This is a genomic window from Nocardiopsis oceani (genome assembly GCF_054777395.1).
Map to the genome: position 1 here is coordinate 38290 of NZ_BAAHAR010000011.1, position 21306 is coordinate 59595.

17 protein-coding genes are annotated in these 21306 nt (G+C 70.3%); 4 read left to right on the forward strand and 13 right to left on the reverse strand.

What is annotated here, in order from left to right:
• Positions 1–197: 197 nt before the first annotated feature.
• From ACYVDG_RS08110 to ACYVDG_RS08140, 7 genes are all read right to left on the reverse strand, one after another.
• Positions 198–869: an FHA domain-containing protein gene (locus ACYVDG_RS08110; protein ID WP_460747800.1), complete on the reverse strand. Its 672-nt coding sequence runs from the start codon at positions 867–869 to the stop codon at positions 198–200.
• Between the two features lie 9 nt (positions 870–878).
• Positions 879–2228, reverse strand: coding sequence for a VWA domain-containing protein (locus ACYVDG_RS08115; RefSeq protein ID WP_460747801.1), 1350 nt, complete (start codon positions 2226–2228; stop codon positions 879–881).
• Entirely contained in the window at positions 2212–3579 is a 1368-nt protein-coding gene (locus tag ACYVDG_RS08120; RefSeq protein ID WP_460747803.1) for a PP2C family protein-serine/threonine phosphatase, read from the reverse strand. The genes ACYVDG_RS08115 and ACYVDG_RS08120 overlap by 17 nt, the downstream gene beginning before the upstream one ends.
• Before the next feature lie 17 nt (positions 3580–3596).
• On the reverse strand, positions 3597–6146 hold the full coding sequence (locus tag ACYVDG_RS08125) for a tetratricopeptide repeat protein (RefSeq protein ID WP_460747805.1): 2550 nt from the start codon (positions 6144–6146) through the stop codon (positions 3597–3599).
• A complete protein-coding gene (locus ACYVDG_RS08130; protein WP_460747950.1) occupies positions 6143–7399 on the reverse strand; it encodes a hypothetical protein in 1257 nt (418 codons plus the stop codon). Before ACYVDG_RS08130 ends, ACYVDG_RS08125 begins: the two co-directional genes overlap by 4 nt.
• Positions 7400–7737: 338 nt before the next feature.
• On the reverse strand, positions 7738–8358 hold the full coding sequence (locus tag ACYVDG_RS08135) for an AAA family ATPase (RefSeq protein ID WP_460747806.1): 621 nt from the start codon (positions 8356–8358) through the stop codon (positions 7738–7740).
• Between the two features lie 41 nt (positions 8359–8399).
• A complete protein-coding gene (locus ACYVDG_RS08140; RefSeq protein ID WP_460747952.1) occupies positions 8400–9566 on the reverse strand; it encodes a macrolide family glycosyltransferase in 1167 nt (388 codons plus the stop codon).
• A gap of 220 nt (positions 9567–9786) precedes the next feature.
• Between ACYVDG_RS08140 and ACYVDG_RS08145 the strand changes: the two genes are divergently transcribed.
• The gene (locus ACYVDG_RS08145; RefSeq protein ID WP_460747807.1) at positions 9787–10095 is read left to right on the forward strand and encodes a putative quinol monooxygenase; all 309 of its coding nucleotides are present in this window, start codon (positions 9787–9789) and stop codon (positions 10093–10095) included.
• Between the two features lie 30 nt (positions 10096–10125).
• Here the strand turns inward: ACYVDG_RS08145 and ACYVDG_RS08150 are convergent, their stop codons facing one another.
• From ACYVDG_RS08150 to ACYVDG_RS08170, 5 genes are all read right to left on the reverse strand, one after another.
• Positions 10126–11031 carry an HdeD family acid-resistance protein gene (locus tag ACYVDG_RS08150; RefSeq protein ID WP_460747808.1) on the reverse strand — a complete coding sequence of 302 codons (906 nt, stop codon included), beginning with the start codon at positions 11029–11031 and terminating at the stop codon, positions 10126–10128.
• Positions 11032–11243: 212 nt separating this feature from the next.
• Positions 11244–12530 carry a citrate synthase gene (locus tag ACYVDG_RS08155; RefSeq protein ID WP_460747810.1) on the reverse strand — a complete coding sequence of 429 codons (1287 nt, stop codon included), beginning with the start codon at positions 12528–12530 and terminating at the stop codon, positions 11244–11246.
• 803 nt (positions 12531–13333) lie between these two features.
• Positions 13334–14959 carry a peptide chain release factor 3 gene (locus tag ACYVDG_RS08160; RefSeq protein ID WP_460747811.1) on the reverse strand — a complete coding sequence of 542 codons (1626 nt, stop codon included), beginning with the start codon at positions 14957–14959 and terminating at the stop codon, positions 13334–13336.
• A 107-nt stretch (positions 14960–15066) separates the two neighbouring features.
• Positions 15067–16116, reverse strand: a complete 1050-nt coding sequence (locus tag ACYVDG_RS08165) for a hypothetical protein (RefSeq protein ID WP_460747812.1) — start codon at positions 16114–16116, stop codon at positions 15067–15069.
• Positions 16117–16204: 88 nt separating this feature from the next.
• The gene (locus tag ACYVDG_RS08170) at positions 16205–16960 is read right to left on the reverse strand and encodes a TetR/AcrR family transcriptional regulator (RefSeq protein WP_460747814.1); all 756 of its coding nucleotides are present in this window, start codon (positions 16958–16960) and stop codon (positions 16205–16207) included.
• A 161-nt stretch (positions 16961–17121) separates the two neighbouring features.
• Between ACYVDG_RS08170 and ACYVDG_RS08175 the strand changes: the two genes are divergently transcribed.
• Positions 17122–18279, forward strand: coding sequence for an acyl-CoA dehydrogenase family protein (locus ACYVDG_RS08175; protein WP_460747815.1), 1158 nt, complete (start codon positions 17122–17124; stop codon positions 18277–18279).
• A gap of 102 nt (positions 18280–18381) precedes the next feature.
• On the opposite strand, the gene ACYVDG_RS08180 is transcribed toward ACYVDG_RS08175, so the two are convergent.
• On the reverse strand, positions 18382–19197 hold the full coding sequence (locus ACYVDG_RS08180; protein ID WP_460747816.1) for an NAD(P)H-binding protein: 816 nt from the start codon (positions 19195–19197) through the stop codon (positions 18382–18384).
• A gap of 217 nt (positions 19198–19414) precedes the next feature.
• Between ACYVDG_RS08180 and ACYVDG_RS08185 the strand changes: the two genes are divergently transcribed.
• Positions 19415–20587, forward strand: a complete 1173-nt coding sequence (locus tag ACYVDG_RS08185) for a sensor histidine kinase (RefSeq protein ID WP_460747817.1) — start codon at positions 19415–19417, stop codon at positions 20585–20587.
• Positions 20584–21279: a response regulator transcription factor gene (locus ACYVDG_RS08190; RefSeq protein WP_460747818.1), complete on the forward strand. Its 696-nt coding sequence runs from the start codon at positions 20584–20586 to the stop codon at positions 21277–21279. Before ACYVDG_RS08185 ends, ACYVDG_RS08190 begins: the two co-directional genes overlap by 4 nt.
• The last annotated feature ends 27 nt before the right edge of the window (positions 21280–21306 follow it).

A 21306-nucleotide genomic window follows, 5' to 3' on the forward strand; every position in this document is an offset into this window, starting at 1 on the left:
CGCGGCCACAGGGCGCGGATCCGCTGCCCGGTGGCGGAGTCGGAGCCGTTGGCATCGGCTCCGACGACAGGTCCGGAACCGGTGGCTCCGGTAGTGGGGCCACCGGGGGCGGGGGTGGAGGGACTGGGAGGCAGCGAGGGAGCGCCCGGCTCGGGGCGCCTGGCCACCTGGTCGGAGTTGGGGGGCATCAACGGGGTTCACCCCTTCTGGAGGATGATGACGGTCCAAGCGCCTACGTAGATACGGTCACTGTCGTTCAGTGGAACCTCCACGTGGTGGGAGATGGGGTTGGCGGTCCCGTTGATCGTGGTCCCGTTGGTCGACCCGGGGTCGACGACGGCCCAGGTCTCGTCCGGGCGGGACAGCAGGATCGCGTGGATGTGGGAGATCGCGGGGTCTCCGTCGGGCCCGCCCAGGTCGATCTCCGGGGTGAACCCCCGGGACTTGCTCCGCCGACCGATGTGCACTCGGTCCCCTTGGAGCGTGACGCGACGCTGTTGGCCTCCCGCGGGGAAGTTGATCTGGGACGGATCGAGCATCCCTTGGTCCACCATGTACTGGTAGTAGGCGGGATCGGCGGCGACGATCGCGCGCCAGCGCACACCGATCGGCGCGCTCCCGGGATCGGAGATGCGCCGCTGGTGGCTCCCTGACTGGGAGGCGAAGTCGTAACCGCACTCCTCGCAGAACCGACCGGCCCTGGACGTGCCGCACTCGGGACACGGCCCGCCGCGGGTCGCCGGTTTCGGTTGTCGTGGTTGCGGTCTCTGGGGGGCTGGCTGCGGTGCGGAGAGCGCTTGGAGGCGCAGCCCGCAGATATCGCAGAAGTCGGTGGCCGCGGAGTGGTGCCCTGAAGGGCAACTCGGCATGGGTCCCTCCTACCCGGGTCCGGGGGCGCCGCCGGTCCCGGACCCGCTCTGGCGCGGTCTGGTCCGGACGGTCCGGGTCGAGTTGGTGTCGAGGGTCATCTCGTCGACCTTGTCGACGCTGGGCTTGAGCCGGACGGTTCCGGTGACCGCGTCGACGACGTCGACCACACGGTCGAGGAGTTTCGCGGTCTCCTCGTTGCCCGACTCGTGTGCGAGTGCGACGGCCCGGCCCAGCCTGGTGGTGGCGGTCGACTCGTCGCCTTCGCGACGGGCGGTAAGCCCGTCCTGGATCGCCTGGGCCAGTTCGACCTGGCCCGTGTAGTGAGCCACCCGGGGGTTGATCTCGGTGGCTCGGGCCTCATCCGACGTCCACTCGGCGAGGATGTTGCCGGAGGCGAGGACCTGGTCCTCGGCCCCGCCCTCGCCGGGCATCACCACACGCACCCACCCCGCGCGCAGCTGGCGTCCCGGGTCGCCCGGGGGCACCTCCACGCACACGTGGTAGTCGCGGCTCTCCGTCCCCCAGGAACCGGTCGGGTAATCGCCCGCTTGGGCTACCCTCTCGATCACCTTCTGGGTGAGGTCCTGCACCGTGGGCGCCACCTGCTTGACGTAGCGCACCACGGAGTTCTGCGGGGTCCACAGGCGCAGCGCGACGTCTGCCACCGCCTTGCCCATGGAGGCCTGCGCCATCGCCCGGAAATCCGCTTCCAGGTCGGCGGGGTCAGCGATGATGCCCGGTCCGCCGCCCAGGAGCGCGGAGTCGATCCGGCGCAGCTCCTCGACCTTCCAGTCGGTGCCCACGCCGCGGCAGTCGCACACGAACCGGCCCGCCAGCCGCTGGAGAACCCCCTCGAAGACGTCGGACATCTCGTTGTTCTGACCGTCCGTGAGCAGGATGGCGTGCTTGATCCCGTCGTCGACGGTGCCGAACAGCTCGTCCGCCTTGAGCAACCAGTTGCCCATCCGCGTGCCGCCGTCGGCGCGCAGGCGGCCCACGGCCTCCAGCGCTTCCGCACGGGTGTCGGAGTCCACCTCCACCAGCTCGGCGGTGTCGGGGAAGATCATCTCCGCCTCGCGGTGCCCGGCGACCACGGCGAAGCGGACGCCGTCCCGCAGGGTCTCGATCGCCGCGCGGGCCGCTTGCTTGGCGGCGTTGATCTTCTCCCCGTACATGGAGCCGGAGGTATCGATGATGATCACTTCGGAGGCCCGTACCGCCGACCCCACCAGCACGGGGCTGTTGGAGGTCACGCTCACTACAGCGTGCACCTCGGTCCCGCCGAGAGGCAGGAACCGGTTCTGGTCGACCTCGACGCGGAACTCGGGCTCGGCTGCCCGGTCAGAGCTGTTCGGCACGGGAACCCCCTTGCTCGGTGGGTACGGGAATGACGACGACGGTGATGTTGTCCTTGCCGCCCGCTCTCAGGGCGAGGCTGACGTAGGTGCGGGCCGCTTCGAGCGGCGCCGCACCCCTTTCGGGGACGGCGTCGGCCAGGTCGTCGGCCTCCGGGTAGTAGTTCCAGAGTCCGTCGCTGCAGAGCACGATCTGCCCGGGTCCGGTCGGGTTGATGGTCGAGATGTGCGCGTCGATCTCACCCGAGTCCGCACCCATCCAGGCGATGAGCGCGTGCGCGTTGGCCGAGCGCATCGCCTCGTCCCGGGAGAGCGCGCCCATCTGCACCATCGCCTCACTCCAGGAGTCGTCCCTGGTGAGCAGCGACGAAGCGCTGGAGGTCGAGCTTCCGGCAAGCCAGTAGGCACGGCTGTCACCGACCCAGCCGACGGTGACGGCACCCGTTTTCGGGTCCGCCACGGCCGACACGTAGGTGCAGGCGGGTGCGGAACTGGGTGAGTCGGCGATGGCGGCGACCGCTTCGGCCGCCCGGGTCATCGCGTCGCCGGTGGCCTCGCGCGGGTCGGCGCCCTCGCGGATGCGGTCGGCGAGAACGGTCGCCCCCGTCTCTGCGGTGACCCTGGAGGCCTCGTCGGACCTGGGCGAACTGGAGACCCCGTCACAGACCACGGTCACGACCGTGCCCGCACCGCGGGGTTCGTCGTCCCCGACCACCCGGATGGCCATGGCGTCCTCGTTGCGCTTGTGCCGCAGGCCGCGGTCGCTGACGCCGAAGGCCAGACCGGCCCGGACCTCGACGTGGTCGCGGCCGGTGGGCTGGAGGAAGCCGCACTTCTCGCAGTAGCCGTCGACCACCCGGCCCGGGCACCACACGCACAGGTCCGGGTTCTCCACAGCCACGGGGTTGCTGCCGACCGCGGGCGGCGGCCACTCGGGGGCCACTTTCGGCGGCGCCGGCGGCGCGGGTTCCGGTGCCGGGACGTCCCGGCGCACGGGCTGGGTCACCTGAGCATCGACATTGTCCCAGTCCGACTCCGGCCCGCCGTCCTCCTGCGGCGCGTCTGCCTCGGAGCGGGCGGACTCGCCGGGTGCACCGGTCCCGGGCGCGCCGTTGAGGCTGACCTGGGGGGCGGTCGGAGCACCCTCGGAGGGGGTCAGTCCCGGTCTTTCGACCACCACCGTCTCCGCCCCCGACATGCTCGTCTGGGGAGTGGTCGGTACGCGGTCGGGCTCAGCTGTCTCCGCCGGCGCGGAACGCACGTCCTCGGGGAGGTTCCGACCGCAGCCCTCACAGAAGGCGTCGCCCGCTGTCACCGTGTCGGCGCAGGTAGGGCAAGTCCGCACCTTTGTCATCGCCGTTCCTTCGATCCTCACAGCAGCGTCACTGGACGTAGCGAGTTGGCCTTGTCGATGAGCTCGTAGCGCTCGGAGGTCCGGCTGGCGCGCTGGGCCAGGTACCGGTAGCGCCGTTCCAGGTTGGAGCGCACACCCGCCTCCGTGAGCTCGACGCCGAGGAGGCTCTGGCCGCTGGGCGGCGTACCTCCCGACCGGAGCCAGTCCAGCGCTGCCTCGAGGACCCGGGCGGCCAGCCGGTCGGCCGACTCGCTGTCCAGGCCGATCCGGCCAAGCCGCTCGCCGGCGCGCACCAGGTCGGACCCGTCGGTGGATCCGTGGGCGAGCGCGGTGATCAGGGCGGTCTGGGCGTGAACGTAGAGGCTCGACAGCTCGGGGACCGTGTCCAGGACCTGGATGGCCGCGGCCCGGTCCCCCTGGGCCAGCCGGATCCGGGCCAGGCCGAACGCCGCGCTGACATAGGAGTGGTCGGCGGCCCAGACCGTCGCGTACTGGCGGGCCGCGGTCTCGAGCTCTCCGATCCGCTCACAGGCGATGGCCAGGCCGAGCTTGGGCGCGACCTCGCCGGGAAGGTGGCTGTAGAGCTCGTCGAAGTGGTCTCTCGCCTCCCTGAAACGCCCCGTGCTCAGCTCCGCGACGGCCAGGTACCACATGGTGCGCCAGTCACCGGCGATCGCCGTACTGAACTGCTGGAGCACGTCGAGGGCTTCGCCGTGTCGGCCGACCGTGATCAGCGCCCGGGTGAGCATGAGCAAGGTCTCCGGCGACGGCGCCTGGGCCGCCCGCAGAGTCGGGATGAGTTCGGCGGGCGGCATGCCCGCGAAACTGCGCAGGAGCTGCGCCGCAGGGTCGGCCGGGTCGATCAGCGGAGCGGGCAGCAGAGCGGCCGCTTCGGTGGGCGAGGGCGGGCTGAGCATGCGGTCCGCGTTGTGCGCACCCGTGTCGGCACCGCTCGTGAAGCTCTCGCCGCCGAAGAGGGCGGAGGCCGCGGGGTGCGGCGTGCCCTCCATCTGGGAGATGACTTCGCGCAGTACCCCGGTCAGCTGATCCGCCATGTCGCCGGCGTCGTGGAAGCGCGCTTCGGGCTCCACGTTGGTGGCCCGGCGCAGGAACCGGTCGAAGGACTCGTAGCGCTGGAGCAGGGGGATCTCGTGCCGGGGCGGGATGCTGTGCGGGTGCTTCCGCATGAAGCTGAAGTGGAAGCTGAGTACGGCCAGGGCACGGCCCACGGAGTAGAGGTCGGCGCTCACGGTGGGTCCGGGGCCGCGGAGCTCGTCCTCGGGCACCCGGTATCCGGGGGTCGTGTACACGGGGCTGAGCGTGTCGTCCATACGCCGGACGCCGCCGAGGTCGATGAGCTTGATCAGCTCCTCGCTCTGGATGACGTTGTCCGGTTTGAAGTCGCAGTAGAGCAGGCCCTTGGAGTGCAGGTAGCCGAGCGCGCGCAGGCACTCCAGCCCGTAGGCGATCACCTGCTCGAGGGGGAGGACCTCCTCGCCGGTCCCGTTCTCCCTGGCCCCGATGAGGAGCTCCCGGAGGGACTTGCCCCCCACGTACTCCATGACGATGTGCCCGCCGGGGATACCGGTGCGCGGATCTGGGTGCTGGGAGAAGTTGATGATCTTGACGATGTTGGGGTGCTCGACCTCGGAGAGGAACGCCCGCTCCGCCGCGGCGGCCTTGTGCGCCTCGGCGTCACCGGCGTTGAGCAGGCCCTTGAGGACCACCCAGCGGTCGTTGACGTTGCGGTCCCTGGCCAGGTAGATCCAGCCGAGCCCGCCGTGGGCCAGGCAGCCGAGCACCTCGTACTGGCCGCCGACGACGTCGCCTTTGACCAGCTTGGGGGTGAAGGAGAACTGGGTGCCGCACTGGCGGCAGAACCCCTCGGTGCGCCCGGGCTGCTCGCCCCGGGACCGGCCGACCTTCTCGGTGCAGTTGCCGCAGAAGCGGTTCTTCTCCGACACGACCGGGTTAGTCATGATCGCCTCGGACGGGTCCTTGGCGGGGACCAGCGGGACCTGGACCATGCCCAGGCCCAGCATGCCGCGGCTGGAACCGCGCCCGGAGGGGCCCGTCCCCGAGGGCGAGCTGCCGACGACCCCGGAGATGCTGCCCGGCCCGGATCGTCCGGAGAGGCGGATGTTGCCCGAGCTGATCGGGTGGGAGTGCACGGACATGTCGTTGCCCGCGGAATCCCGTGTGGAGGGGTTGGAGGACAGCCACTGTTCGGGTCCACTGCCCGAAGGGCCAGAAGGACCGGAGGGTCCGAAGGAGTTCTGGGGCCCGGAGCCCTGCGGGGGCATGCCGGGGGTCCCCGGTGCGGCTTGGGGCGCCGGTCCGGGTGGGCGCGGACCCGAGGGTCCGGGCGGGCCCTGTCTCGGGCCGTAGGAGGGTTGGGGTCCCGAAGCCGGGGCGCCGGGCGGCGCACCCGACGGTCCGCCCTGCTGGGAGGGCGCACCGGGACCCTGGGGGGCCGGGGGTTGCACGTCAACGGGGGCCAGGCCGCACACGACGCAGAAGCCGTCCTCGATCTGGCCCTGGCATCCGGGGGAAGTGCACTTGGTCATCTGCTCACACCACCATCAGTCTCGCCGTCTGACGCTCCGTTTCCCGGTGTGGTTCTGTCCTCCGGGGGTTCGGTTTTCGAAAGTTCCTGGAGCGTGCGCTGGTAAGCGGAGAGCGCCATGGTGGCCGCTCGCAGGTCACAGGGGGCGTTCCACAGTTCCCAGTGGGCGGTCCCGTGGAGTTCGATCAATCGCTCTTCCTCGGCCAGCCCTAAGCGCACCGCTCTGGCCCGGAAGGCGTCCAGGCGCCCTCGGAGTTCGGCACGGCGCTGCAGGAGGCCCGACAGGTTCTGCTCCCGCTCGTACGCGTCGTCGCCGGACTGGTGGACGGAGTGCTGCAGCTGCCCCAGCCGCGCTCCCAGGCCCCGCCAGTCACTGCGGGAGCGCAGGTCGTCCATCTCGGCCACCGCGGCCCGCAGGCCGGGCACCGGGTCGGGAACGTCCACGGCGGCAGGCGCGGAGATCTTCGCCAGGACCCGCGCCCGAAGCTCTTTGGCCCGCTGGACGACCTGTTCGACGTCGTCGATGGCCGAGATGAGGCGTTCGACGCTCTCGGTGTAGGAGTCGCGCATGCGCAGCGCGTCGCGGAGCTCGCCCCTGGTGCGGTCGAGGCGGGCTCTGAGACGGTCGAGGCGGGAGGTGTCGACGCGTGTGTCGGTGACCATCGAGAGCGGGTCCCGGCGTACCGTCTCGCCCACCTCTGCCAATCGCTCGCGGAGGCCCTCGTGCTCGTCCAGGTCCAGCTCGACCAGGTCGGAGAGGGTTCCGACCTCCTGCCACATGGACTCGAGTTCGGCGAGCTTGGGGTGGAGGGCGTCCCACGCGGTCTCCGCCGCCGAGATGACCTCCGTGGCCTCCTCGTAGTCGGCGGACATGCGCGCGATCGCCTCGGCCAGGGTGATGTGCTCGGTGGCGGGGTCGAGAAGGCCGCGCTCGTGCAGGGGCAGCTCCTCCAGGGGGAGGGTGACGGACTCGCCCATGAGCAGGAAAGTGAGTTCGCTCTGCGGGTCGCCCCGACTGCTCTCCCGCACCATCGCGGCCCGGTCGACCACGGTCTGGAAGGTTCCGTGCGTCTTCCACAGCCTGTGGACGTGGACGGCCGCGCGCTCCCAGCGGTTCCGGGTCCCGCCGACCAGGTCGGCGTCCTTGAGCAGGCGGTATCCGACGTGCCGGTCGAGGTCAGCCAGATTGAGGGCGATGCGGTCTGCCTCTCCCCGCACGCGGTTGAGCGCGTGGTCGATGCCCTCCCAACTCATCGGCGGCATACCGTGCCTGGGCGCGCTCGCCACCTACCGGATCCCTCCCAGCCGAGAAGACTCGCTCCAAACGCTCCTTTTTGGTCTAGGACACGAGTGTGGCCGGGCACAACGCGAACCACAAGGGAGTTCGGGGTTTACGGCCACGTGCGGCCACGTGCGGCCACAACCGCAACACGAGCGTCATATCGGACAGCCTGTCTTGGGGTAGGTAGACACGCATGAGCGAAGCAGACGAAGAGTTCCCCGGCATCGGCGCCCCCGCGCGAAGAGCCCTGGCCCGCGCCGGATACACGCGGTTGGAGCAGTTGGACGGGGTGAGCGAGAGCGATCTGCTGTCACTGCAGGGGATGGGGCCCACGGGGACCGACATCCTGAGCGACCTCCTGATCGCTAGGGGGATGTGCCTGGAGGCTTGACCCCCGGCCCGACACCGTGTCCAGGAGGAACCGGGCCCGCTCGGCGACCGGCACCCGGGGCAGGGCGACGATTTCGTACCCGCAGGCCGGGTAGGCCTCGCACATCGCCTCGTAGGTCCGCTCTGCCTCGTCCGACGACTGGTGCCGTTCGGCGTCCCCCTCGAAGATCTCCGGCCAGGGCGGGGCCACGAAGGCCGTGCGGTGGTAGCGGAATCGGCGGGTCGCCTCCCACACGTGCTCCGGGACCGGCAGCCCGCGCAGCAGGAAGTAGCCGACCATGTCCGGCACGCCCCGGTCGCAGACGACAAGCCCCTCGTGCGCGGCGGCCTCCCGGTGTGAGCGCATGTCCCAGGCGAGCATGAGTTCGGCGAACAGGGTGTCGTCCCGCCACGCCAGGCCGGGGCCGCCGATCGTCCGCTGGTCGCGGATGATCGACCGCCCCGCCTCGACCGTGCGCCCGTAGCCGAGCCCGGCCAGGTACTCCACCAGGGTCGTCTTCCCCGATCCCGGCCCTCCGGTGACGATGACGAGTTGGTCCACGGTGCTCCTCCCTGCCGGGCCCCTCTTCCCGGGCCGCGAGGCTACTCGGTGGCCCGTTCCTTAGCTGCCTCCGCCTCGACGAGGTCGGCCGCGTACGCGGTCCCGCTCGCCCGCAGCCGGTCGCTGATCCCGGACAGCCGCTCGGCCACCTCCGGGTCGGAGGTGAGCTCGAGGAGGGCCGTGCGCAGGGTGTCCGCCGTGGCGTCCCCGGTGTCGATCCGCCGGGCCACTCCGAGTTCCTGGAGCCGGTCGGCGTTGTCGAACTGGTCGACCGCCTGGGGCACCGCGATCATCGGTGTGGCGGTGTACAGGCCCTCGCTGGAGCCGCCCATCCCCGCGTGGGTGACGAAGGCGTCCGCCTGGCGCAGGATGTCCAGCTGCGGGACCCAGGAGCGCACTTCGACGCTGTCGGGGACCTCGCCCACGTCGTCGGCGGTCACGTGCTGGCCCACCTGGAGCACCACGTGCCACCCGGGCAGTTCTCCGAAGGCCTTCACGCACTCGCGGTAGAAACCGGGCTGCTTGGTGTAGGCCGATCCCAGGGACACGAGCAGAACCCGCTCGGCGTGTGCGGGCCTTGACCAGGTGCCTTGGTGGTCGCGCCCGCCCAGGCAGGGGCCCACGAACGTGACCGCGTCGGAGACGCTGTCCGCCTGCGGCTGCATCTCGCGCGGGATCATCGCCAGCGCACGGTCCGGAACCCCGGCGAAACCGGTGTGGTCCAGCTCGGTGACCCCGTTCTCGCTCAGCCAGGCGTCGAACTTGGCGTAGTGCTCCGTGGCTCCTGGCTGCGCACGCAGCCACTCGAGGACCGAATTCCAGTAGTCGGCATAGGCGACGTAGGACGGGGAGAGCTGCACGGTGGGGATACCCCAGTTGATCCCGAGGACCCGGGCGGAGTACCCGCCGATGTCGTACAGGAAGACGTCGGGGCGGTCGTCGGCGTAGGCCGCGCGCAGGACGGGCAGAGAGCTGATCGCGTCGTCGAGGAAAATGTCCATCCCCTCGATCGGGTCGTTCGCCCACTCCTCGTCCCCGGTCGGCAGGGTGGTCGTGAACGGCACGGTCTCGGCTCCGGTCGAGGCGATGAGCTCCCCGATGGGGCCGGCGGGGTCGTTGGCGTAGGTGACGCGGTGGCCCCGGTCGACCAGCTCGCGGATGATCTCCAGGCTGGGCAGGACGTGGCTCACGGCGGGGACGCCGACCATGGCGATATGGAGGCGACGGTGCACGGTTACTTCTCCAGAAGGTGTCTACGGGTAGGGCAGGGCGGCGCCGGTCCCCTGGGGGAGGGCGCGTGGAGGCGTCGGGAACGCCGGGCTACTAGCCGTAGAGCAGCTGCTGGAAGTACATGCCTTTAAGCTAGCCGACACCCTGGAACCCCGTCCAAGGGTTTTGGCACGTCCCGTAGAGAGAGCTGGTTCCCCCATGGTGCCCGTTTCGCTGGTCATCTCCGTCCGGACGCTCCCCGGTCGCCGTGACGTGTTCCTCAGGGGCATCTCCCGCAACGCCGCGAGCGCGCTCAGGGGCGAACCCGGCTGCCTGCGGTTCGACGTCGTGGGCGACCCGGACGACCCCGACTCCTTCTGGGTGTACGAGGTGTTCGCGGACTCCGACGCCTTGGTCGCGCACCGCCGGTCGCCGCACTTCCTGGCATGGCAAGAGGAGAAGGCCGCGCTGGTCGTACCCGGTAGCCAGGTCGACCGGCACGGCCCCCTCCTCGTCAGCGAAGGCTGAGCCTCCGCGCGCTCAGTCGTCGCGCGGAGGCTACGTCGCCCCGTGGTCGTCGGGGCGGTTCTTCGGTGCCCGGTGGCGGCCGACTCTGGGGCCTGCGGGCTCGTCCTCCCCGGTCTCCTGGGAACTCTCGGGGGCGTTCGGGTCACCGTGGTAGCCGTCGGAGTACCCGCCCGCGTAGCCCTCGTCGAAGGCGCTGACCTCGCGGTCCGCATCCGTTTCACCGGATCCGGACTCTCCCCCGGCCTGGCCCTCAGCGGAGTGACCGTACCCGGCGTACTCGCCAGTGGAGGACTCGTCGTCGGCGTACTCATCACCGGCGGGACCCTCTTCACCGGCGGCAGCCGCCGAGCCGTCGCGTGCGGTGGCGTCGGCGGCCCCGCGCAGCCGGAATCCCGCGACGGCCATGACCGCACCGAACACGATCGCGTAGATCCCGACCACGAGGGCGATGGCCTGGGCACCCGCCAGCGGCCAGAACCACAGCAGGAGCCCGAAGATGATCGAGAGCGCACCGACGAAGATCAGCAGCCACTCGGAGCTGATGCGCGCGCGCAGGCGCACGGCGGTGACGATCTCGGCGATACCGGTGACGACGGCCCACGCACCGATCACGTAGACAACGGCGATCCCCACGGCCAGTGGCGCGGCGATCGCCAGAACACCGAGCAGAACGCTGAGCACCGCCTGGACCACCATGGGGGTCCGGGTTCCCTTGGCCGACCTGGAGGCGGTCCAACCCAGGGCCAACCCGTCCACGAGCGTGAAGATCCCGAACATGACCGCCAGGGTCATCAGCAGCGTGCCTTCGGGCAGCATCCCGACCCACAGGACCGCCAACAGACCAAGCAGGGCGACGAACCCACCGCGTAGGACCACAAGCCACCAGCTCCGGCTCAGCTCACCGAGCATGCCGCCGGTCATCGCGTACCGGACCATAGTCAGGCCCCCTCCCTCGTGCGGCCCCGCCCGTAGCGGGGGCCGCCTTCTGCAACTTCCCTCAACGTCGCATACCGATGACAGAAGGTAGGCAAATGGCGAGGAAAGGGAGGTTCTACACCTGTGCCGGGCTTCCCCGAACCGCCCCCGGACACAAGAACGCCCGCCCTCGTCGGTGACGGGGCGGGCGGTCGAGGCACTCCGGTGGTTTGTTAGCCCTGGCCGGGGTAACGGCGCTCTTCGGAGCCGATGTAGTGCTGGCGCGGGCGCGCGATCCGGAAGGCCGGGTCGTGCAGCTGCTCGCGGTAGTGGGCGATCCAGCCGGGCAGGCGGCCGATAGCGAACAACACGGTGAACATGTTGGTCGGGAAGCCCATGGTGCGGTAGATGACGCCGGTGTAGAAGTCGACGTTCGGGTAGAGCTTGCGCTCGGTGAAGTACGAGTCCTGGAGCGCGGCGGCCTCGAGCTTGAGGGCGAGCGCGAAGAGCTCGTCGGGGTTGTCGTCCCGGTCGAGGATCTGGCTGGCCAGAACCTTGATCTCCTTGCTGCGCGGGTCGAAGTTCTTGTAGACCCGGTGGCCGAAGCCCATGAGACGCATCTCGCGGGCCTTGACCTTCTCGAGGAAGTCCTCGATGGAGATGCCGCTGTCGCGGATCTCCTCGAGCATCTCCAGGACGGCCTGGTTGGCGCCGCCGTGGGACGGGCCGGAAAGGGCGTTGATGCCGGAGGCGATGCTGGCGAAGATGTCCGCCTGCGAGGAGCCGACCACGCGCACAGTGGCGGTGGAGCAGTTCAGCTCGTGGTCGGCGTGCAGGACGAGCAGCATGCCGACGGCCTGGTTGAACAGCTCGCCGAGCTCGCCGGTGGGCGCCTTGTCCCCGAAGGTCATCCGGATGAAGTTGTCGACGTAGTCGAGCGAGGAGTCCGCGTCGATCGGCGCCTCGCCGATCGAGTTGCGGTAGATGCGGGCCGCGATCGTCGGCAGCTTGGCCATCAGCCGGATCGTGGCGAGCTCTACCTGGTCCCCGTCAGCCGGGTCCACGCTGTCTTCGTAGTACGCGGCGAGGGTGTTCACGGCGCTGGCCATCAGAGCCATGGGGTGGCCGTTGCGCGGCATCGCATCGATGAACGCGCGCATGTCGGCCGGGATGTCGGAGTTGTCGCGCAGCTTGTCCGAGAACTCCTTGAGCTGGCCGGGCTCGGGCAGCTCACCGTAGATCACGAGGTAGGCAACCTCGAGGAAAGTGGCGTTCACCGCGAGGTCCTCGATCGGGTACCCGCGGTAACGCAGGATCCCGGCGGCCCCGTCGATGTAGGTGATCTTCGAGCTACACGAAGCGGTATTGCCGAACCCGGGGTCCAGGGTGGTCATACCGGTCGACCCCAGCAGGGTCTTCAGCTCGATGGTGCTCTCACCCTCGGTACCGGTGAAAACCGGCAGCTTCAGCACGCCGCCCTCGTAGTGGAGCTCCACCGTGCGCTCTTTGTCATCGCTCATGCCCGAGGTCAACCTTTCCAGGCGGGGGATACGTGAGGTGCGTCCAACGCGGGGCGGTCCGCCGCCGCGTTCTTCATTCACTCGTTATTGTTCTGTTTTGTTAAACAACGGTTAAGCAAAATCATATAAGTTTCACCGATTCACGAACAGGTGACATGCAACACATACCCAGACGCCATCAGAATTACCGCTCGGTGAAGATTTGCAAACTTTGCTGACCATCGTTAACGCCGTGATCGCCCTGAGGCGACACGGGCGGCGACGGGGGTTCTCCCGCCCTCGCCCCTCGCCTCCTGAACCGGTCCCCTGGACACCCCGGAACCCGGCCGCACCTACCCACTCGTGCCGTCCTTCACAGATCCGGACATACTCGAACAGAACTCGGTGCGTCCAGGTGTTCGAACGCGCCCTAGTGGCCTGCTCTCAGGGTACCTTCGCCCTGATCACGGGGGCTGACGCGGGGTGCCCCCAGCTCGGTGATCTTGGCCTCTGCCGTGCCCCCGGCAATCCCGGGCGCCCCGGAGCGGGCCTGTCGGCACCCGCCCAGGGACCTGAGTATGTGCCCCGGGCACGCGAGTTCACACACCCCCGCACAGGTCACCCGACCTCTGTCCGAGAATTCCCGTCGGCACCCCGAACCCGCACGCCAATGGGCTAGGAGAGGAGGACACGAGTTGACCAACGGTCACCTTTAACAACCGGGGGTAAACGGTGTAGACATGCTCGGCCGGAAAAGCCGGCCACACGCCGGAACAGCCTCAGCGACAGAAGTGTCCAGGCGCCCTCGGCCGCCCGGACTCTCCCTAGGCGCTCTCGTCCACGCCCCCGGCGAGCAGAGCTTCCATGAACAGCGACGGGTGGTCCCGCTCGATGACCCGCAAGCGCCACTTGTTGTGCACGAGCACCAGGAGCTCCCCGTCCGAGCGGCGGCGGAGCACCTCGGCGCCGGACAGCGCGTGCAGGGCCGGCGCGGACTCCTCGTCGGTCCGGCGCGCCACCGAGTACTCCAGCGGGGAGGCCTCGATCGGGCTGCGGAACTCCTGCTCCATGCGGTGCCTGACCACGTCGAACTGCAGGGGCCCGACCGCGGCCAGCACCGGGGCCTGCTCCCCGCGCACGTCGGAGGTGAGCACCTGAACCACGCCCTCGGCGTCGAGCTGGGCGATCCCGCGCTGGAACTGCTTGTACTTGCCCGCGTCCACGGCCCGAGCGACCACGAAGTGCTCGGGCGCGAAGCTGGGGATCGGCGGGAAGGAGACCTTGGGGCCATCGAAGAGGGTGTCCCCCACGGCCAGCGCGTGCGCGTTCACCAGGGCGATCACGTCACCCGGGTAGGCCGTGTCGATGGTGGAGCGGTCCGAGCCGAACACCGCCTGGGTGTACTTCGTGGCGAAGGGGCGGCCGGTGGACGCGTGGGTGAGGACCATGCCCCGGTCGAACCGGCCCGAGCTGACCCGCACGAACGCCATCCGGTCCCGGTGGTTCTTGTCCATGTTGGCCTGCATCTTGAAGACCTGGCCGGAGAACGGCTGCTCCACGGGACGCGGCCTCTCCTTGTCGTCGACCTTGGCCGACGGTGCCGGCGCCAGGCCCACGACGGTGTCCAGGAGCTGCCCCACCCCGAAGTTGGACAGCGCGGCGCCGAACAGCACCGGGGAGGACTCGCCGGCCATGAAGGACTCGTGGTCGAAGTCCGCGCCCAGCGCCTCCAGCAGCTCGATCTCCTCCTGGGACTGGGTCCAGGCGTCCAGCTCGACCTCAGCGGCCCGGTCGGGGTCCAGGACCTCCTCGATCGCCTTCTGGGCACCGCCGGGCGTCCGGGTCATCTTGGTGTACGTGCCGTCGGTGCGGTCGACGAGGCCGCGGAAGTCGCCCGCGATACCCACCGGCCAGTTGAGCGGGGTGGGGCGCAGGCCGATACGCTGCTCGATCTCGTCGAGGAGCTCCAGGGGCTCGCGGCCGGGCCGGTCCCACTTGTTGACGAACGTGATGACGGGCATCTTGCGCGCCCGGCACACGTCGAAGAGCTTGAGGGTCTGCGGCTCGAGGCCCTTGGCCGAGTCCAGCAGCATGATCGCGCAGTCGACGGCCGAAAGCACCCGGTAGGTGTCCTCGGAGAAGTCGGCGTGGCCGGGGGTGTCCACCAGGTTGAGGACGCGGGTGTCGTAGTCGATCCGCAGCGCGGCCGACGTGATGGAGATCCCCCGGTCCTGCTCCATGTCCATCCAGTCCGAGGTGACACCCCTGCGGTCGCCCTTGCCGTGCACCGCACCCGCGGAGGAGATGGCTGCCGCGTGCAGTGCCAGGGCCTCGGTCAGCGTCGACTTACCGGCGTCCGGGTGGGAGATGACCGCGAAGGTCCGTCGGCGCTCCGCCTCATGTGCGACCTCTGACTCCTGCTTGGTCGCGCCCGCCGTGTCCACGCTCATTTCCGTCGTCCGCCCCGCCTCGTGTGATGCCCCGTTTTCCGGCCCTGTCCAGCCTACGCTCGCGTGAGCGTGCGCAGGACGTCCGGGAAGGGGGTGGCAAGGGTGCTTCAGCCCCGGGCGGGCCGCTTGCTCGCGAGAGCTACGGTGGCGGCCCCCAGCGCGGTCAGCGCGAGCCCGGCCCACAGCGACCACCGGGTGCCCGGGCCCGGCGCGGTGGCGGCGAGCTCTCCGGGAACGGCCTCCAAGGGCGAGGCCGCGCAGTCGTCCGCGTCGTAGGACAGCGAGACCGACCCCTCCTTGGCAGAGACCCGCTCGAAGTGAGCACCCTCGGGGGCGAGGCTGGAACCGCCGCCACCGCCGCCCGCTCCGTCGACCTCCGCGGCGCTCCCGCTCCCGCCGCCACCGCCCCCGTACAGGCCGCCGCCTCCGCCACCCGCCGAACCATCGGTACGAGCTCCCGAGTCCCGGTCCTGGCCCGCGGCCCCGTCGCCGCCGCGGCCGCCGTCCCCGTCCGTGCCGTGCGCGCCGCCTTCGGGGCCGCCGGCACCGCCCGCCCCGGGAAGCACCGTCGTCGCTCCCCCGCCGCCAGCGCCGGAGAGCTCGCCGCCGTCGGCCCGTCCGTCCTGACCGTTCTCGCCGCCCGCGCCCCCGGCGCCGGAGGGCGGATACCCCTCCTCGTCGGCGCCGGCTCCCCCGCCGCCGCCCCCGCCCGCGGCGATCACCACGGGTTCGCCGTCGAGGAGAACCTTGGTGGCCCCGCCGCCACCTCCCCCGCTGAGGCCGCCGCTGGAGCCGCCGTCACCGCCGCCGCGCCCGGCAGCGCCGTAGGCACCCTCGGGGGCCGACGCGACCCCGGCGAGGTCCACGGTGACGACCGCGCCCGAGGGCACGTCCACCGTCGCGCTGACCCGGGTCCCCACACCGCCCCAGCCCAGCTCCCCGTCCGCGTGGTCCCCGTCGGCTCCGTCGGAGCCCTGCGCGGTGACCGCCACCTTGCACGACGACCCCACCGTGAACGTGTGGGCGGCACCGTCACCGTGGGTCAGAGTCCGGGTGGCCTGTTCGGCCGCCGCCTGCGTGCCGCCGACCGCGACCAGTGCCCCGGCGGTCAGCCCGACCCACAGTCCACCAACTACCCCTCGTACCCGATATCGCATAAAAGTTACTCTATGTAGTCAACCCCGCCGTCAGGACGCCGACACACCCGAGCCGGACCGAACCGACACGAACCAGCTCCCGAGCGGCCTACCGCTCCGGGTCGACCGCTTCGGAGACACGTCGCAAGAGCTGCGAGGTCGCCAGACCCCGCGGGTAGACCGCCACCAGAACCCGCTCCTCCGCGTCCGCGCCGCCCTGCGGACCCGCGCCGTCCTGAGCAGTCGGCCTTTCCTGGCCCGCCCCGCCCAGCATCGGAGCCGCCAGGCCGCTCACCCGGGCCATCGCCTCGTCGAGGCGAGCCCAGACGCGACCTTCCTCCGGCTCCCGCAGCCAAGCGCGCAAGACGTGGTTGTGCGCTGCGATGACGGCCGCCGCGATCACCTCGGCCTCCAGGGACGCCCGCTCACCGCCCGCCCGCTGGGCCAGGTAGTGGCTGAACGCCGCTTGGTACCTCGCCGTCATCGCCACCTCCCGGTCCCGCAGCCGATCGTGGGCGCGCACCAGCCGGTACCGGGGCACGGTGATGTCGGGGTCTCGGACGTATCCCTGGAACACCAGGCGCGCGGCGGCCACCACGGTGGTCATCGGGTCGTCCGGGGAGGCTTCCATGAACCGCACGACCGTCTCGAACAGCTCGTCGTGCTCAGCGAAGAGGATGTCCTCCTTGGAGCCGAACCGGCGGAAGAGGCTCCTACGGCTCACCCCGGTCGCGGTGGCGATGCCCTCCATCGTGGTGGCCTCATAGCCCGCATCGGTGAACAGCCGCACCGCGGCCAGAACCACGTCGCGGGTCTCGGTGCGCGGCTGGCCGCCCCGCGCGGCACGCTCACCCGTTGCGCCCATAGTCGCCTCTTTCCCCGCCGAATGACCGGTGTCCCCCGTGAACGTATCGGCCCCGTTGGTGTACTTCTCACCGTTCACCCCCTACCCTGACACTGAATGCCAAGCAGCGGCACCTAGTGCCAGTCACCGGGGATCGTGCGCTTCCTCGGGGAGGGAAGAACATGAGCGACTTCAACCTGTTCAAGACCAACGAGGACCACGAGGAACTGCGCGAGGCCGTCCGCGCGGTCTCCGAGGACAAGATCGCCCCGCACGCCGCTGAGGTGGACGAGAAGTCGGAGTTCCCCCAGAACGCCCTCGACGCGCTGCGCGCCACGGAGTTCCACGCCGCGCACATCTCCGAGGACTACGAGGGCATGGGCGCCGACGCGCTGGCCACCTGCATCATCATCGAAGAGGTCGCCCGCGTGTGCGCCTCCTCGTCCCTCATCCCCGCGGTCAACAAGCTCGGCACCATGCCGCTGATCCTCGGCGCGTCCGAGGAGGTCAAGCAGCGCTACCTGACCCCCGTGGCGCGCGGCGAGTCGATGTTCTCCTACGGCCTGTCCGAGCGCGAGGCCGGTTCCGACACCGCCGCCATGCGCAGCCTGGCCACCCCCAAGGGCGACGACTGGGTCCTCAACGGCCAGAAGTCCTGGATCACCAACGCGGGGGTCAGCGACTACTACACCGTCCTCGCGGTGACCGACCCCGACGGCAAGCGCGGCGGCAACATCTCGGCCTTCGTCGTGCACGCCGACGACCCCGGCTTCACCCTCGGCGAGCCGGAGCGCAAGCTCGGCATCAAGGGCTCCCCCACACGGGAGCTGTTCTTCGACGACGTCCTCATTCCAGGTGACCGCATGGTCGGCTCACCGGGCGAGGGCCTCAAGATCGCGCTGCGCACCCTGGACCACACCCGGGTCACGATCGGCGCGCAGGCCGTCGGCATCGCCCAGGGCGCCCTGGACCACGCCGTGGCCTACGTCAAGGAGCGCAAGCAGTTCGGCAAGGCCGTCGCCGACTTCCAGGGCATCCAGTTCATGCTCGCCGACATGGCAATGAATCTGGAGACCGCCCGCCAGATGGTCTACGTCGCCGCCGCCAAGTCCGAGCGGGGCGACGACGACCTGGCCTTCTACGGTGCCGCGGCCAAGTGCTACGCCTCGGACGCCGCCATGGAGATCACCACCGACGCCGTGCAGCTCCTGGGCGGCGCCGGGTACGTGAAGGACTTCCCGCTGGAGCGCATGATGCGCGACGCCAAGATCACGCAGATCTATGAAGGTACGAACCAGGTCCAGCGCATGGTGATGGCCCGCCAGCTCCTCAAGAAGTAGCTCTGAGTCCGGGGACCCGGTCCCGAGCCCCCGGGCCCGAGTCAGGGTTCCGGCACCGCCGAACGCCCGCTCCCGGGAGCGGGCGTTCGGCGCTCCGGCCTGTCAGACCACGGCCTCACGGAGGAACTTGGCCATCGGGACGGCGTCGCGGCCCAGGGCCCGGCGGACGTCGTCGGTGACCATGGCGGCCTGTCCGTTGGCGATCGCACGGAAGCGCTCGTTGAGGGTGTCCACGTACCGGTCCGGCCAGCCCATGTTGGTGGCGCGGAAGTAGAAACCGGCCTCGTCCAGCTTCTTGAACCGCCACACGGGGCTGTCCGTCCCCTTCGTCTCCCGTACGACCTCGCGGAAGGTGACGGCGGTGGGTCCGGTGAGCGTGTACTCGCGGCCGTGGTGCCCGTCCTCGGTGAGCGCCGCGACGACGGTGTTGGTGACGTCTCTGGCGTCCACGAAGCTGACCGCCGCGGTCTTCTTGACCGGCAGTTCCAGACGACCGTTCCGGGAGCGTGCGAGGCGGGCGAAGAGGCCCTCGGTGAAGTCCTGGTCCAACCAGTTGGGGCGGACCACGGTCCAGCGCTCGAACGACTCCCTGAGTCGGCGTTCCAGCACACGCTGCTCGGAGTCGGGCGGCCCGGTCTCACTGCCCATCGCGGTGACCAGCACGGCGGTCCGGACCCCCGCTTCCGCCGCCCGCTCCACGAAGGCCCCGGCCCGGTCCGTGAGCCCGCTGGCCAGCGGAACCGTCACGAAGAGGCTCTCCACACCCTTCAACGCCGGTTCCCAGCTCGTGGTGTCCGTCCAGTCCAGACGCACCTCACCCTCCCTGGAGGCACCCGCGGCGGGCAGACCGCGTCTGCGGAGTTCGGTCAGGACACGCCGACCCACCTGTCCGGTGGCGCCGGTGACCAGAGTGCTCATCGGGTGGTCTCCCAAGTTCACGCGCGGGTGCTCCGCCTGCTGACGGTACCCACTCCCGCACACGGAACTGGTGCGAAACGGCGTACCGGCCGCCGACAATCCTCAGTCGCGGCACCGGAACGGCACAGACAACCAAAGTAGCGAATCTCCCTTCCTTGGTACCGCGCCTGCTCCCGAGGGCTCCTCGCGGCCGTTGCCGGATCATAGACTCCGAGCGATGAACAACACGTCCACGCGCCCCGAGAAGCACCGGCGCAACGCGCGCGATTGGGCCGTGGACACGGCGATGTTCCTGATCGCGATCGGCTTCGGAGTAGTCGGCTCGGCAACCGTCCCCGGCCATCCGGCGGCTCCGCCGCAACCGGAGCTGTTCACCGCCGCCGACCAGCTGGTAGCGCTCAGCGGCTGCCTGGCCCTGTGGTGGCGGCGCCGGTGGCCGGTCCAGATCGCGGTGGCCCTGGTACTGCTCTCCGCTTTCTTCACCCTGGTGGGCGGGGCGATGCTCGTCGCGCTGTTCTCGCTGGCAGTGCACCGGCCGCCCAAGGTGGGGCTGTCGGTACTGGCCCTGAGCATCCTGGCCTCCTACATCAACGTCACCCTCCACCCCGAGCCGGGCGCACCGTTCCTCGTGATGTTCCTGCTGAGCGCGGTCTTCCAGGGAGCGGTCGCCGGATGGGGGCTGTCGGTCCAGCACCGGCGGCAGTTGTTCGAGTCACTCAGGGAACGGGCCGTCCACGCGGAGACCGAGGCCCAGCTGCGCGCCGAACACGCCCAGCATCACGTACGCGAGTCCATCGCCCGGGAGATCCACGACGTCCTCGGGCACCGGCTGTCGCTGCTCAGCGTGCACGCGGGTGCCCTTGAGTACCGTCCGGACGCCTCCGCCGAGGAGGTCGGCAGGTCCGCGAAGGTGATCCGGGAGAGCGCCCACCAAGCGCTCCAGGACCTGCGCGAGGTGATCGGGGTGCTGCGCGCGCCCGTGGGCGAACTGCCTCAGCCGACCATGGCCGACCTGGCCCAGCTCGTTGCGGAGGCGGGCGATGCGGGGGCGGGGCTGGAGTTCGTCGAGGAGCACACAGGGACCGTTCCCGAGCGGACCGGGCGTACCGCCTACCGTATCGTCCAGGAGGCGCTCACCAACGCCCGCAAGCACGCACCGGGCGCCCACACGTCCGTGCGGACCTCCGGGTCCCCGGGCGAAGGGCTGACCGTCGCCGTGCGCAACGGACCACCCAGGGAGCCCGCGGTGGCACCCTCCTGCGGTTCGGGGGACGGTCAGGGCCTGGTCGGCCTCGCCGAGCGGATCTCCCTCACGTCCGGCCGCCTGGACTACGGTCCGACCGCCGATGGTGGCTGGCACCTCGCCGCGTGGCTACCGTGGCCCTCATGAGCGAAGCGGCGCGGGAGAGCGGTCGGCGGGTCGGTGTGGTGATCGTCGACGACGACGCACTGGTGCGGGTCGGGCTGGTGATGATGCTGGGCGGCGCCCCGGACGTGAACGTCCTGGCCGAAGCGGAGGACGGCGGCGAGGTTCGGGCGCTGGTCGAACGGCACGCGCCCGACGTGGTCCTGATGGACATCCGTATGCCCACCGTGGACGGCCTGACCGCCACCGAGCAGTTGCGGTCCCTGCCCGATCCGCCGGAGGTCCTGGTGCTCACCACCTTCGACGCCGACGAGCACGTGCTCCGTGCGCTGCGGGCCGGTGCGGCCGGATTCCTCCTCAAGGACACGCCGCCGGAGGAGATCGTGGAGTCGGTCCGGCGGGTCGACCGGGGCTTCCCCGTGCTCTCCCCCCAAGTCACCCGGCGGTTGATGCAGCGAGTGGCCCACGACGACCACAGTGACCGGGCGGGCCGGGCCCGCGACCGCCTGTCCGTGCTCAACGCCCGGGAGACGGAGGTCGCGATCGCCGTCGGCGAGGGCCGGTCCAACGCGGACATCGCCGCGCGGCTCTTCCTCAGCGTTCCGACCGTGAAGACGCACGTCTCCAGCATCCTCACCAAACTCGACCTGAACAACCGGGTGCAGATCGCCCTGCTGGTGCACGACGCGGACCTCCTCGACGAGGGCCAGATCTAACGCGCCCGGCCCGCCGGGTCCGACCGT

What these genes read in the sequence shown, in the direction of transcription:
- ACYVDG_RS08130 (WP_460747950.1), bottom strand. Translation starts at nt 7,399, where the DNA reads ATGAGTTGGGAGGGCATCGACCACGCGCTCAACCGCGTGCGGGGAGAG.
- ACYVDG_RS08155 (WP_460747810.1), bottom strand. Translation starts at nt 12,530, where the DNA reads ATGAGCGATGACAAAGAGCGCACGGTGGAGCTCCACTACGAGGGCGGC.
- ACYVDG_RS08165 (WP_460747812.1), bottom strand. Translation starts at nt 16,116, where the DNA reads ATGCGATATCGGGTACGAGGGGTAGTTGGTGGACTGTGGGTCGGGCTG.
- ACYVDG_RS08175 (WP_460747815.1), top strand. Translation starts at nt 17,122, where the DNA reads ATGAGCGACTTCAACCTGTTCAAGACCAACGAGGACCACGAGGAACTG.
- ACYVDG_RS08160 (WP_460747811.1), bottom strand. Translation starts at nt 14,959, where the DNA reads ATGAGCGTGGACACGGCGGGCGCGACCAAGCAGGAGTCAGAGGTCGCA.
- ACYVDG_RS08170 (WP_460747814.1), bottom strand. Translation starts at nt 16,960, where the DNA reads ATGGGCGCAACGGGTGAGCGTGCCGCGCGGGGCGGCCAGCCGCGCACC.
- ACYVDG_RS08180 (WP_460747816.1), bottom strand. Translation starts at nt 19,197, where the DNA reads ATGAGCACTCTGGTCACCGGCGCCACCGGACAGGTGGGTCGGCGTGTC.
- ACYVDG_RS08145 (WP_460747807.1), top strand. Translation starts at nt 9,787, where the DNA reads ATGGTGCCCGTTTCGCTGGTCATCTCCGTCCGGACGCTCCCCGGTCGC.
- ACYVDG_RS08120 (WP_460747803.1), bottom strand. Translation starts at nt 3,579, where the DNA reads ATGACAAAGGTGCGGACTTGCCCTACCTGCGCCGACACGGTGACAGCG.
- ACYVDG_RS08150 (WP_460747808.1), bottom strand. Translation starts at nt 11,031, where the DNA reads ATGGTCCGGTACGCGATGACCGGCGGCATGCTCGGTGAGCTGAGCCGG.
- ACYVDG_RS08190 (WP_460747818.1), top strand. Translation starts at nt 20,584, where the DNA reads ATGAGCGAAGCGGCGCGGGAGAGCGGTCGGCGGGTCGGTGTGGTGATC.
- ACYVDG_RS08140 (WP_460747952.1), bottom strand. Translation starts at nt 9,566, where the DNA reads ATGGTCGGCGTCCCCGCCGTGAGCCACGTCCTGCCCAGCCTGGAGATC.
- ACYVDG_RS08125 (WP_460747805.1), bottom strand. Translation starts at nt 6,146, where the DNA reads ATGACCAAGTGCACTTCCCCCGGATGCCAGGGCCAGATCGAGGACGGC.
- ACYVDG_RS08110 (WP_460747800.1), bottom strand. Translation starts at nt 869, where the DNA reads ATGCCGAGTTGCCCTTCAGGGCACCACTCCGCGGCCACCGACTTCTGC.
- ACYVDG_RS08185 (WP_460747817.1), top strand. Translation starts at nt 19,415, where the DNA reads ATGAACAACACGTCCACGCGCCCCGAGAAGCACCGGCGCAACGCGCGC.